This window comes from Shewanella sp. LC6 (genome assembly GCF_006385735.2).
Classification (GTDB): domain Bacteria; phylum Pseudomonadota; class Gammaproteobacteria; order Enterobacterales; family Shewanellaceae; genus Shewanella; species Shewanella xiamenensis.
In genome coordinates, this window is the sequence record NZ_CP043902.1 from 4642279 (window position 1) to 4654804 (window position 12526).

Below are 12526 nucleotides of genomic sequence, written 5' to 3' on the forward strand. Positions count from 1 at the left end.
GGCATCGAACGCACAAAACAGGCGCAAGATTCTATTTATGGGAACACCGTTTTTGTTGCAAAATAGTCTACTATCTTTATCCATTACGGATAATACCGTGATAATGCAACCTATTGTTGAACATAACTCAACAGTAAACGTGCTCTGTCTGGTTTATCTCTTGGCCCGCTTAAGTGAAGACTGATTACATCGAATCGAAATGCAGTAACCAACCTCGCCTCAACAGAATAGGACGCACATGGAACATTTTTCTGCTCTACCCATTTTTGTCACTGTGGTCGAATGCGGTAGTTTTTCTGCGGCGGGACAAAAGCTTGGACTCAGTAAATCAGCCATCAGCAAACGAATCACACAGTTGGAGCAGCACTTAGGGATTCAACTATTACAACGCACCACCCGCAGCTTAAGCCTAACCGACGCTGGCGCGCGCTATTTCGAGTACATTCGCCCGGCGGTACAGCTCACCCAAGAAGGATTGGATGCCATCTCTGAATTGCAGCAAACACCTAGAGGCAATTTGCGGATTTCAGTACCTATGGCGTTTGGACGCAGATATATTTCGCCATTAATAGCTGAATTTTTAAGGCGTTACCCCGATATCCAGCTGCAAATGCAAATGGATGACAAGACCACAGATTTAATCGCAGGCGGCTTCGACTTAGCCATTCGTATCGGCGAATTACCCGACTCCAGCCTTATCGCCCGTAAAATTGCCCCTTGTTTGAGCGTGATTTGCGCGTCCCCCGCATATCTCGCGCAGCACGGTTTACCCATGACTCCTAGCGAGTTAACTCAGCACAACTGCTTGTTTTACAGTTACTTTCAAGATGGTGTGGAATGGAGTTTCCACAGTCCCGATGGCGTGCAACGTGTTCAACCCAAAGGAAACTATCAGGTCAATAATAGTGATGCCATCCATCAAGCCTGTCTCGATGGCCTAGGTATCGCCAACCTGCCACATTTTATTATTGAGCCAGCTCTGCAAACCGGACATTTACAGGCGTTACTTACAGACTATCCGTTACCCGAACATGGCATTTACGCCGTGTATCCACAGCGAAAATACCAACCGACCAAAGTGACGGTATTAATTGAGTTTTTGATGGAGTTCTTAGCAAAAAATAGGGCAATTATTAGCTAGGGTTAACGATAAATACGGCTTTACATGATGGTTATAACGAACATAACCACACAGCCAAAACAGACTAATGAAAACACATTTAAACCAAATAAAACAGTTCGTTAAGCAAATGCCTCAGCTATACTTAACACTGAAGGATCCCCTCATAAATCAGCCATAGCATAGCCATATTTGAGCAACTGATTGGCGAATAATACCCAGGCCGCCAGCAATTCTTTCTCCGTGATTTGATAATCAGGCCGCCTGAGTACCTCCAATCCCAAGCGAATCGTTGAGAGTACCGTTCGATGCCCAATGGTATTGGCCTGAAAATGCTTATCCCAGCCCTGTTGCTGTGCGTGTAAACCAACTAGCCACAACAGGCATTGAACCATCAACGCTATCAGTAGGATGATGTCGAATCGCTCTGGACTGTTGGTACGACTTTGGCGTAAGCCAAAGCCGTATGCCGGGCTTTTGAGGTCACGAAAGGTTTCCTCTATTTGCATACGTTTGGCGTACAGGTTTACCAGCTGCTTTGGGCTCCGAGATTCTGGTGGTAAATTGCTGGCTAACACCCAAGGCTCTTTCGCCGATGTTGAGTACGTTTTTGCCGATGGATGGTGGCAATTAGTCCTCGTTGAACGCTGATTTGTACGCCCCTTAGGTTTGCTACGATAAAGCGTGAGATGGCAATTGATAGGGTTAGTTTTGGTCAAGGTCTTACAACCCAGGCTCTTCGCTTGACCGTTGGCCAAGTCATGTGTACTGCGAACTGCACGCCAATTTTCAGCGCCAATATCTGCAAATTGAACTGTACCGCGAATACGGCTTAGCCAAAACCAACCATGCGCCTCAACCTCTTTGTACCAAGGCACTTTGAACCCCGCGTCAGTCACGATGAGAGGGGTAACATGCAAAGGTAAAATCTTGGCTAAGTCCGCTAAAAAACCGTTGTGGGAGGCCTTAGAGCATTGTTCTGATAGGGGATAGGACTTCTCATACAGGGTAATAGAGCGGCCATTGAAGGCTATTGAGGCGCGCAGAGCCATGATGCGTTTATGCTCTCGGATGTCTGACCAATCGACGAGCACAATCGGCATAGGGTTACCAGAACAGATGAGGCTGGCATGCCATTGGTAGACAGCTAACCGTTCTTGATGCAGATGCGTGTTGCCGAGCAAACGATCAATGCGCTTGATGTTGTGCTTGGTTCGGGCCGTGGTTGGTAAATTTCGACCTAACTCAGTCAAGGTCAGTGTCTTACATTCAATCAGTGCCTTAGAGGCCAGCATCAAGCTGTTTAATCGTTTTAGGTGAAGTTCTGGGCAGTATTGGTGTAAAGAATGTTGTAGAATATTGGCTTCGCGCATCTTGTTGTCCAAGTGTAGTTTTTGGAGAAACCATTTGATCATGCAACAAGATGCGCTTCCACCCTAATTTGATGATTTATTTGTAAATCATCAGGGGATTCTTCAGTACTTAACATCACTTAATGCGATGATTTAAGGCAAAAAAATGAGTGCTTATCAGCAAACATTTGGCGATAAATTTGAGCTTGGCTTCGACCTAAGCTTATACACATTTCTTATCGATAAAAGCTACCAAAACGACATGTGTCCCAGCTTTTACTTCAAACACAACAACCACTATTTTATTCTTTGGGTCGACTATGCCGACCCCATCTGCCGCGAAGAAGATTATCCCCGCTACAGCATCATTTCAGCCGTAAATGACGGCGACAACCTACACCCAGAAATCCGTACCGCTTCTCAACCAACACTACAGCTTGAATTTGAACAACCCAGTGACCTAATTCACTACCTTGAGCAGATAAAACAGCAACTGAGCGCCAAAGTCGTTTCAATACGATAACCACGACATAAATGCCCGACTAATAAAATAAAACTATTCGATGTGACTCATAGTCCGTGGGACATACAACAGCAATGACTGAAAATATAAGCCTACCAATACACTAGGTTTAAATCATGGAATACCAATCCGTTAGCCAGTTTGAAGAGGCTTATTTTGTCGCTTATGAAGAAGAATGGTGTGGATACGTGATCTACATCGAACGAAACCCAGATCGGTTCAGAGGAGGCTTTGAATGGTTCGTATGCTTTGATAATAAAGTAATTCAATCAGGGCTAGTATTTCATTTTGATTTTGCACTGGCAGATGCACAACAATTTATAAATTCTAGGGCAAAAGAGGATTAGTTGCTTATGGGTGTTCCACTCATTACCAATTGATATAATGATCAAATTTAAAAAACAGAGTAGAAAGTGATACATAAAATGAGTCACTTAACCTCCATTATTTCCCCAGTGACACGCCGTTCATACCTCCATGTAGGCTCGACTAAAACCTCCCTGTTTTAGACGGTCACTGGTGCAACAATGTCGATTCTAATACGGCCTCAGCTCTATCAGGTATCTGTACTTATAGCCCCAAAAGCATTTCTGCAAAAAAGCTTTCTAACGACTAAGCATGTGGCGTTATTTTGTACGATGTGAATATAAGTTAGTCATTAAGTTTTATCACAATTACAAACTCCTCAATCACAAACTAAAAGCTAGCGGAATAGTGCTTGCCATGTATAATTTGCGGTTCGAAATTTGAGTTTGGACTGATGATTAATGAAAGCGATAGATCTATTTTCGGGTGCTGGCGGCTTATCTCTTGCCGCACATCAATGTGGCATTGATGTCATCGCAGCTATCGAACTAGATACAGCCGCTACCGTTACTTATCAACGTAACCTCATTGAACGCCTAAAAGCGCCAACTAAATTAATTAATGGCGATATTAATGCTGTCGACTTGCCCGCCTTAATGACAGAGTTAAAGCTCAAACCAGGAAAATTGGATTTGCTCCTTGGTGGCCCACCATGTCAAGGCTTCTCGACTCATAGGATTAACGGTGCAGGTATTAATGATCCCCGAAATCAGCTTCTGTTGAAGTATTTTGATTTTGTTGATGGTTTACGACCAAAAGCGTTCTTGATTGAAAACGTGGCGGGACTTTTATGGAAACGCCATGAAAACTATCTCAATCAGCTTCTAGCTCTCGCAGAAACCCATGGCTATACCATTCATTTTTGCGACATTCTCAACGCTAAAGACTATGGCGTGCCACAAAACCGTAAACGTGTTTTTATCTTTGGTACACGTAAAGACCTGAATGTTGATGCTGCAAATTTTCCGCCAGCAGCGACACACTCCTCACCGTCTAGTAATAAATCACCTTACTGGAAAACGGCCTCAACTGTATTTGAAAAAATACCAGCAGACCTTATCGAGCAATATATTGAAGAGTATTTTCGACCAAAAACTAAGCTTGCAGATGATGAAGCAAGAGATCTCCTACTCAACCTAGAATATGGTGAAGCCGTAAAAGAGGGTGATCCTTGTAACATCACAATGCGGCCAACACCCAAAATGATTAGGCAATTTGAAGCCACACCTTTAAATGGAAGCCGCGAAGACGCTGGCGAAGAATTTAGACTGCCCTGCCATTCAAATGGATATAAAGGTCATAAAGACGTATATGGCCGAGTAATGATCCACTTACCAAGTAATACCATCACTACCGGATGTAACAATCCCTCTAAAGGTCGTTTTGTTCATCCTTGGAAAAACCAAGGTATGACACTACGCCATGCCGCTCGATTACAAACCTTCCCTGATAGCTTTATTTTTTTGGGTACTTCGACTCAACAAGGTAAACAGATTGGTAATGCTGTTCCCCCTTTACTCGGCAAAGTTCTAATTAAATCGATAATAAATGGATTGAATTAAAAAAAGTGCATAGAATAGGTTGCATTACTTTCCAATGTAACCATTTGATATGAGAAATGAATCTTCAAGAAAATCGGTTTCGTTTAAAGCTCAAGCTCGCACTGTCGACCACCTAGGCAAAGGTCAAATCGCAGATGCCCCCACAGCTGTTAGTGAGCTTTGGAAAAACTCTTACGATGCTTATGCTCGAGATGTCGCCCTCCATTTATTCGATGATGATATAAAATGTGGTGCCATTATTGATAATGGCTGCGGTATGACTTATGAGCAGTTAAGTAATAGCTGGCTAACCATTGGCACTGCATCAAAAACCAAGAAAAGCCTTCTACCTGAAGAAGACCGTTTTGGTTTAAAACATCGATATACTCAAGGTGAAAAAGGGATTGGCCGACTTTCTACTGCATTTTTAGCACCAGTCACCCTTATCGTAACTAAAAAGGTTAATACACAATACTCCGCGGCACTGATTGACTGGCGTTTATTTGAAAACACCTATCTGGGTTTACATGATATTAAAGTGCCAATGCAGCAGTTTGATAGTCTCGATGAGCTCCCCGAAGTATGTTCAGGCCTGCAGCAAGAGATGCTTAATAACCTCGCTCTCAACCCACAAACTGAAGATGAAAAAATTCTCCGCCATATGTGGCAGCGCTTTAGCGAAGACGAGAAAGAAGCTTTCGATTTAAGGCATAATCCCCAAGATAATGAAGAATTTATATCAACGGAGCAAAAAGTTAGGCTGCTAAGTGAAAACTTTATATTTAAATCAAGTCACTCTGAAAGTTGGGTCCCCCTTTTAAATAAAGTGGCAGAATTAGATGGCGCAGAGCACGGTACAGCTCTTTTTCTATTGGACCTTAGTCGTGATTTAGCTTTGCTTACTAACAGAGGTGATATAAGTCGTGAAGCTAATGAGTATCAAGCTATCCAGCAAGATTTAGTAGATACTCTGCGCGCGTTTGTCGACCCATTTAATCGAGAATCGGATGAGAGCAACGAATTCCATTATGAGATTATTGCCTTTGATCGCTCCGGGTACCCTTTTGGTGAGAAGACAGCAATTCTCAATTATCAAGATGTATTCAAGCTATCTGAATTTGAAACTCTAGAACATAAAGTGGTTGGGCAAGTTGATGATAAAGGCTGGTTTAGGGGTCATGTGACAGCTTTTGGAAAGGAATACCCGAATGTAGTCATTCCCTGCCGAACGCCTGGTATGGACGCGTTAACAAAAACGGGAGCTTTTGATGTTAAATTAGGCACCTTTGAGCTAGAACTTTCTAAATCTACCCATGATCCAGAGCATAATTCGTACCTACAAGGACAAGCCAAAAAATACGCAGGCTTTATGATCTTTCGCGATGGATTACGAGTCCTACCCTATGGTCGTTCTGATAATGATTTCTTTCAGATTGAAGAAAGTCGGGGAAAAAATGCGGGGCGTTATTATTGGGCTTCTAGACGCTTATTTGGCCAAATACTCTTAAACCAAACAAGTAATCAACAACTAAAAGATAAGGCAGGACGAGAAGGTTTTGTTAAAAATCAAGCGGCCAGAGAGTTAAAAGAACTTGTCAGGGCACTTCTATTAAAATTAGCAGACACGTATTTTGGAAGTTATTCCGAAGAACGAAAAATAATGCTTGAGCAGTTATCGAAAGATAAACAAAAACAACTTAAAGCACGTAACTCATCTGCAAGGCTATCAAAAAAAGCTTTCACCAGTGCAATGACAATCAATTTGCCTAAGCTTAGTATCCATGTGGAATCAGCTCGAAGCGTGCATAAGGAGCTAGAAGAAGGCGTTGCAATATCGCTTCATCATTTAGATGAGTTAGTTACAAGTATTGATAAGCTAGAAGCACTTAGACCTGAGCTAAAAGCGCCCAACAAGCCTGCAAAAATGGACGATCATCTTGAAGAACAATACCGGAACTACCGCGATTTATTTGGTGAACTCAGTGAACTATTACAAACATGCCGCGAGCGCTTAAATAATCTAGAAGCACTGAGTCAGCAGCGCTCGCCTATGGAAAGTGCACTGAACAAATACAATGCGATTGATTCTGCACTAACTAAGCAGGTGAATCGATATGCCAACGAAATAGATAAAACCCTAGAACGTTTATTGACAACTTGGAAAAAAACAGCGCGAACCGACAAAGAAGCATTTGAGCAGCAAGCTTTGCCATTACTCGATGCAGTGACCAATGCCAGTGATCCAACCCAAGTACTTAATTCGTTGGATAAAATCTATCGCGACTTAGCCGATGATATTGCCACCAAATATGAAGGTTTTTTACAGGCCCTTGATAAATTAGAGCAAGGTGTAGACCTCGAATCGGCATTTACGTTAGCAGAAGATGAACGAGTTAAAGCAGAGCAAGAGATTACCCAAATGCGCAGTCTTGCGCAGCTCGGTATCAGCTTTGAGATTTTAGCCCATGAATTAAGTGCACAAGATAAAGCCGTAACTCGCTCACTCAATTCGATGAGCAGTAGTGCAAAAGCAGAGCTTGGTTTTAAAAATGCCATGAAAGCACATAAACAGTTTACCGAATACCTCAGATTTCTATCACCACTTAAGCTTTCCGGTTATCAGACACGCGATGATATTACAGGGCAAGAGATTGTCAAAAATGTTAAATTATTCTTTCAAGATCAGTTTGAACAACAAAACATTAATCTTGAGTTCAGTGATACTTTTATACGCATGAATGTTGTAGATGTGAAATCTCGGATTATCCCGGTATTTATCAACTTACTGAATAATGCGCTATATTGGGTGGCGTTAGCCGAACATGAGCGTGAAATAAAGGTTGGTATCATTAATGATTTGGTTGTTATTGCTAATAATGGTCCCGCAATTGATCCCGACGATATTGGCAATTTATTTCAATTGTTTTATAGCCGCCGACCAACAGGTAACGGTGTAGGTTTGTACCTTTCTAAACAAAATCTTGCAATAGCTCGCCATAATATCTGGTACGCAGAAAAGCCAGAAGAAAAGCTAATCCAAGATGGTGCTAATTTTGTAATTCAATTTCGTGGAATGGAAGTAAGATAATGCCAGCATTATATAGAGAAAAAATTGTAAGTGCATTTCGCGATAATGCGATTAAATCAGTGCTATTAATTGATGATCATTATCTTCCATATCAGGGAATTGGGCAGAGTTACATAAATACAAAGAATGAACTGGGTGAACTGATCTCAGCCCCAGCAGAAGAACAAGAAACAATTGAACAACTAAAACTAAAACTAACAGCAATTCGCAATATTGTTAACAGATCAAGTTCTGAATTGATGTCTTCTGAAACTGCTGGGCAATTTGTTGATTTTTTCCACACAAAAAAACTGATTTGTGATGTAGAAAACCAGACTAACAACTTAGATATAGACAAAATACGGAAAAGCGATCTAATCGTACTCGATTACCATCTGAAAGCAGCTACTGAACACAATCCTGCAGAGCATTCACTGAATCTAATATCAGAACTCAGTCGCAGTAAACATATGAACGTCGTGGTTGTTTTTACTGCTGAAGACTTAAAAGATGTTTGGCGAGAAATTGCAGCAACTTTAAGGGGGGCTCACATTGGCAATGTTGATGCATTCTTCAATAATGACGAACGCTTGATTGACTCTTGGAATGATTTTTATGGTGACTGGAACAATGAATGGGATCAGTTTTATAACGCAAACATTGAAGCTGAGTATTTAAAAGCTGAGCTCAACATTGAAGTCACTACTAATGAATTTCAGGTTATCTGTGAAGGTAACGGTTATGAAAAACCCGAAGCTGAGCATGTTAAGTGGTTATTAGAAAAAAGTGTGATTAAGTTCAATAAAAATTCTAAGCCTCTGTCAAATGTTGATGTTCATGGCAAAAAGAATTTATGGCTTCAAGCTGGTGCTGTTTTTATCGTTCTTTGCGAAAAAGAAAGACCTGCTGGAGAGGACAGAGTATTGCGCGATACAACCCCTGAAGAGGTTTGGGGACAAATAGAACGAGCACTCGTTGATTGGTACCCTAGCTTCCAGGGCGACCGCATGAGTGTCTACATTTTAACCACATGACTAAAACCAGCGCTTAATACCTCCTCTAGCATGGTTGTGCTCATCATGCATCGCTTTTGTTTACCAACAATGCTTAGCTTGGTTGGCTCTGCTCGAAGCATATTCAAACTCATATGGCGTAAGCAAGACAGATTTTCTGCACCATGACCTTTATATATCTGGCACGCATCTTCATTCATGGTGACATCAAGCACCCAGTGCATTGACTCTATGCCCCAGTGGTCTCTGACTGCTACCGCAGCTTGCTCTGCACTAAGCGCTTTGGAACTGATGTAATAACGGTACTCTAGCTCGACAGATTTGCCTTTCTCAAAGCGGAAGTTTTCAACCATGATAATGTTCTTCAACCCTTTCCAGCGAGAAAAGTCACCATCAAGGTTGGTACTGGCCAAAACATAGCATTGGCGAGACTCTATACGTCCATGCCCCTGTTCAAGGTTGACAGTGTCTGCCACATTGGCTCGCTGAGATGAGAATGCTTTTTCCATCGCTTGTCGGAGTTTTCCTTGATTGCTCTTTACTGCAAGCAAGTAATCACCACCTTGCTCTACAATGGCTTTGGCTATACTAGTCTGACAAGCCATTGCATCAATGGTGACTAGGGCTCCCCTGATATCAAGCATCTTTATCAGCTCAGGAATGGCCGTTATTTCATTACTCTTTTGCTCAGTTTTTAACTGTCCCAACACAAGTTTGTTTGATGATGCATAAGCACTGATCATATGGATAGTGCTCGACCTATCTTCGCGATTGTATGAGCCTCGAAGTGTTTTGCCGTCGATCGCAACGACTTGACCTTGGGTAAGAGTATGTACTGACGACATCCAGTTGATGAAGCACTCATGAAACGACTCTGGTTCAATCGTCGATATTATGCGAGCAATAGTGTCATCAACAGGAATGCCGTTCACAAAGAGGCCATTACGCTTAAACCAATCATGATGACCGAGAATGTATTCACGAATATCAAACCAGCCTTTCGCGCCTGCAATCACCGCACATAGCGAGCCAAAAAGGACTTCAAACAGGCAATATGTGACCTTTGCACCTTGGCGTTGGTCGATAATCGTTTGAAAATGTTCTTTGAAGTGGTCAATGTGCATGGTGCTCTCCCTAAAAAGGGAGTATATGATCACAGCTAAATGTGATCGTCAAATCGATCATGAATTTGGTTGAAAAGTGTTCGCGATCTCACCCTGCCCTAGCTTCTATCGTGTAATTACATCTGAGCTTCAAAACCAAATAGAAGATGCAAATCTTTCGATGGAAAAAGTACTTGCTAAAAGTTCTTTTGAACAGATAGCTGCTCTTTGGGGTATTTTAAGAGTGCATGATGATAATCGTATTCAAGCAAGTAGAGAATTACTAAACACTTTACTATCTGACGTGGTAGATAAAGTTAAATCTAGCTGCGAGCTACTTAATTTTGTCAAAGATACAGCAAACAATGTAGCTGATAACATTCCCACATATGTAGATCCAAAATCCTGAAGGATCCCCTCATAAATCAGCCATAGCATAGCCATATTTGAGCAACTGATTGGCGAATAATACCCAGGCCGCCAGCAATTCTTTCTCCGTGATTTGATAATCAGGCCGCCTGAGCACCTCCAATCCCAAGCGAATCGTTGAGAGTACCGTTCGATGCCCAATGGTATTGGCCTGAAAATGCTTATCCCAGCCCTGTTGCTGTGCGTGTAAACCAACTAGCCACAACAGGCATTGAACCATCAACGCTATCAGTAGGATGATGTCGAATCGCTCTGGACTGTTGGTACGACTTTGGCGTAAGCCAAAGCCGTATGCCGGGCTTTTGAGGTCACGAAAGGTTTCCTCTATTTGCATACGTTTGGCGTACAGGTTTACCAGCTGCTTTGGGCTCCGAGATTCTGGTGGTAAATTGCTGGCTAACACCCAAGGCTCTTTCGCCGATGTTGAGTACGTTTTTGCCGATGGATGGTGGCAATTAGTCCTCGTTGAACGCTGATTTGTACGCCCCTTAGGTTTGCTACGATAAAGCGTGAGATGGCAATTGATAGGGTTAGTTTTGGTCAAGGTCTTACAACCCAGGCTCTTCGCTTGACCGTTGGCCAAGTCATGTGTACTGCGAACTGCACGCCAATTTTCAGCGCCAATATCTGCAAATTGAACTGTACCGCGAATACGGCTTAGCCAAAACCAACCATGCGCCTCAACCTCTTTGTACCAAGGCACTTTGAACCCCGCGTCAGTCACGATGAGAGGGGTAACATGCAAAGGTAAAATCTTGGCTAAGTCCGCTAAAAAACCGTTGTGGGAGGCCTTAGAGCATTGTTCTGATAGGGGATAGGACTTCTCATACAGGGTAATAGAGCGGCCATTGAAGGCTATTGAGGCGCGCAGAGCCATGATGCGTTTATGCTCTCGGATGTCTGACCAATCGACGAGCACAATCGGCATAGGGTTACCAGAACAGATGAGGCTGGCATGCCATTGGTAGACAGCTAACCGTTCTTGATGCAGATGCGTGTTGCCGAGCAAACGATCAATGCGCTTGATGTTGTGCTTGGTTCGGGCCGTGGTTGGTAAATTTCGACCTAACTCAGTCAAGGTCAGTGTCTTACATTCAATCAGTGCCTTAGAGGCCAGCATCAAGCTGTTTAATCGTTTTAGGTGAAGTTCTGGGCAGTATTGGTGTAAAGAATGTTGTAGGATATTGGCTTCGCGCATCTTGTTGTCCAAGTGTAGTTTTTAGCGAAACCATTTGATCATGCAACAAGATGCGCTTCCACTCTAATTTGATGATTTATTTGTAAATCATCAGGGGATTCTTCAGTCCAAAATCTGAAGCTAATCTGTACAATTTATATTTAAAAAATGTAATGTCCGCAGCAAGAAAAAATTATGACCGTTCAGCTTCGGCCGCTGATAAAGAATTTTGTGCCGACGTTTTACATGCTCTCAATGAGCAACTATCTACAGAAAAGGAACTACCAAATTATATATCTACAGGCGTTGTTCTTAAAGATTTAGATGATGGTTCATTCTACTTATGTATTGCACCGAGTTGTAACACGGTACCAAACCAACCTACAGGGCAGATAGCTAAGCGCATGACACCTCATCGGCCAATGCGGTTTATAAAGCTTGCTAATAAAACTGAAAGCTTACTGAAATGCTTAAAGGATGCGCACCAATCAAACACTATTTTTATTAGTGATGCTGATAACAGACTTGCTTTAAGTGTTTATGAAGACAAAGATACTCCAACTATTGAACAAGGTGTCGTACTTAATCACGATTCGAACTTGATTGGAGGTGGGGAACATAAGGACGTACAATTTTTCAATACAAATAAGGAAACTAAAGAGTTGGAAATAATTACTAAAAAATTGAAACCTATAGCTAAACTAAGAGATAGCTTTGCCTCTCGATATCAAAATACCCAGCTGCAATATGAATCACGTATAGGCGTTGATTTAGTAAGTGCTCATTTTCAGTAGTAAAAAATTAGAATGGGCTAGTACATATTAAGTTTGTATTT

Annotated in this window: 11 protein-coding genes; 8 read left to right on the top strand and 3 right to left on the bottom strand. The window is 42.2% G+C overall.

What is annotated here, in order from left to right; genetic code table 11:
- Nucleotides 1-238: 238 nt before the first annotated feature.
- Nucleotides 239-1141: a LysR family transcriptional regulator gene (locus tag FJD32_RS20755; protein WP_055648728.1), complete on the top strand. Its 903-nt coding sequence runs from the start codon at nt 239-241 to the stop codon at nt 1139-1141.
- Nucleotides 1142-1284: 143 nt separating this feature from the next.
- Here FJD32_RS20755 and FJD32_RS20760 read toward each other — a convergent pair whose 3' ends face one another.
- On the bottom strand, nt 1285-2493 hold the full coding sequence (locus FJD32_RS20760) for an IS4-like element IS10A family transposase (protein WP_001206290.1): 1209 nt from the start codon (nt 2491-2493) through the stop codon (nt 1285-1287).
- Nucleotides 2494-2638: 145 nt separating this feature from the next.
- On the opposite strand from FJD32_RS20760, the gene FJD32_RS20765 reads away from it, so the two are divergent.
- The 5 genes from FJD32_RS20765 (at nt 2639) to FJD32_RS20785 (ending at nt 9003) form a co-directional block, all read left to right on the top strand.
- Nucleotides 2639-2995 (top strand): hypothetical protein, encoded by a 357-nt coding sequence (locus FJD32_RS20765; RefSeq protein WP_122040767.1) that lies wholly within the window; start codon nt 2639-2641, stop codon nt 2993-2995.
- Nucleotides 2996-3111: 116 nt separating this feature from the next.
- Nucleotides 3112-3342 (top strand): hypothetical protein, encoded by a 231-nt coding sequence (locus FJD32_RS20770; RefSeq protein ID WP_055648729.1) that lies wholly within the window; start codon nt 3112-3114, stop codon nt 3340-3342.
- Nucleotides 3343-3762: 420 nt separating this feature from the next.
- Nucleotides 3763-4923: a DNA cytosine methyltransferase gene (locus tag FJD32_RS20775; protein ID WP_055648730.1), complete on the top strand. Its 1161-nt coding sequence runs from the start codon at nt 3763-3765 to the stop codon at nt 4921-4923.
- A gap of 49 nt (nt 4924-4972) precedes the next feature.
- Nucleotides 4973-7990 carry a sensor histidine kinase gene (locus FJD32_RS20780; RefSeq protein ID WP_055648731.1) on the top strand — a complete coding sequence of 1006 codons (3018 nt, stop codon included), beginning with the start codon at nt 4973-4975 and terminating at the stop codon, nt 7988-7990.
- The gene (locus FJD32_RS20785) at nt 7990-9003 is read left to right on the top strand and encodes a response regulator receiver domain (RefSeq protein ID WP_140906983.1); all 1014 of its coding nucleotides are present in this window, start codon (nt 7990-7992) and stop codon (nt 9001-9003) included. Before FJD32_RS20780 ends, FJD32_RS20785 begins: the two co-directional genes overlap by 1 nt.
- On the opposite strand, the gene FJD32_RS20790 is transcribed toward FJD32_RS20785, so the two are convergent.
- Nucleotides 8985-10106 carry an ISAs1 family transposase gene (locus FJD32_RS20790; protein WP_088585462.1) on the bottom strand — a complete coding sequence of 374 codons (1122 nt, stop codon included), beginning with the start codon at nt 10104-10106 and terminating at the stop codon, nt 8985-8987. The genes FJD32_RS20785 and FJD32_RS20790 overlap by 19 nt on opposite strands.
- 160 nt (nt 10107-10266) lie before the next feature.
- Between FJD32_RS20790 and FJD32_RS20795 the strand changes: the two genes are divergently transcribed.
- Nucleotides 10267-10494: a hypothetical protein gene (locus tag FJD32_RS20795; RefSeq protein ID WP_205403016.1), complete on the top strand. Its 228-nt coding sequence runs from the start codon at nt 10267-10269 to the stop codon at nt 10492-10494.
- 9 nt (nt 10495-10503) lie between these two features.
- On the opposite strand, the gene FJD32_RS20800 is transcribed toward FJD32_RS20795, so the two are convergent.
- Entirely contained in the window at nt 10504-11712 is a 1209-nt protein-coding gene (locus tag FJD32_RS20800) for an IS4-like element IS10A family transposase (RefSeq protein ID WP_001206290.1), read from the bottom strand.
- A 152-nt stretch (nt 11713-11864) separates the two neighbouring features.
- Here FJD32_RS20800 and FJD32_RS20805 point away from each other — a divergent pair, with 152 nt between their 5' ends.
- The gene (locus tag FJD32_RS20805; RefSeq protein WP_140906894.1) at nt 11865-12485 is read left to right on the top strand and encodes a hypothetical protein; all 621 of its coding nucleotides are present in this window, start codon (nt 11865-11867) and stop codon (nt 12483-12485) included.
- The last annotated feature ends 41 nt before the right edge of the window (nt 12486-12526 follow it).

Excerpts from the sequence above, each read along its gene's own strand:
- FJD32_RS20755 (WP_055648728.1), top strand. The coding sequence starts at position 239 with ATGGAACATTTTTCTGCTCTACCCATTTTTGTCACTGTGGTCGAATGC.
- FJD32_RS20760 (WP_001206290.1), bottom strand. The coding sequence starts at position 2,493 with ATGCGCGAAGCCAATATTCTACAACATTCTTTACACCAATACTGCCCA.
- FJD32_RS20765 (WP_122040767.1), top strand. The coding sequence starts at position 2,639 with ATGAGTGCTTATCAGCAAACATTTGGCGATAAATTTGAGCTTGGCTTC.
- FJD32_RS20770 (WP_055648729.1), top strand. The coding sequence starts at position 3,112 with ATGGAATACCAATCCGTTAGCCAGTTTGAAGAGGCTTATTTTGTCGCT.
- FJD32_RS20775 (WP_055648730.1), top strand. The coding sequence starts at position 3,763 with ATGAAAGCGATAGATCTATTTTCGGGTGCTGGCGGCTTATCTCTTGCC.
- FJD32_RS20780 (WP_055648731.1), top strand. The coding sequence starts at position 4,973 with ATGAGAAATGAATCTTCAAGAAAATCGGTTTCGTTTAAAGCTCAAGCT.
- FJD32_RS20785 (WP_140906983.1), top strand. The coding sequence starts at position 7,990 with ATGCCAGCATTATATAGAGAAAAAATTGTAAGTGCATTTCGCGATAAT.
- FJD32_RS20790 (WP_088585462.1), bottom strand. The coding sequence starts at position 10,106 with ATGCACATTGACCACTTCAAAGAACATTTTCAAACGATTATCGACCAA.
- FJD32_RS20795 (WP_205403016.1), top strand. The coding sequence starts at position 10,267 with ATGGAAAAAGTACTTGCTAAAAGTTCTTTTGAACAGATAGCTGCTCTT.
- FJD32_RS20800 (WP_001206290.1), bottom strand. The coding sequence starts at position 11,712 with ATGCGCGAAGCCAATATCCTACAACATTCTTTACACCAATACTGCCCA.
- FJD32_RS20805 (WP_140906894.1), top strand. The coding sequence starts at position 11,865 with ATGTCCGCAGCAAGAAAAAATTATGACCGTTCAGCTTCGGCCGCTGAT.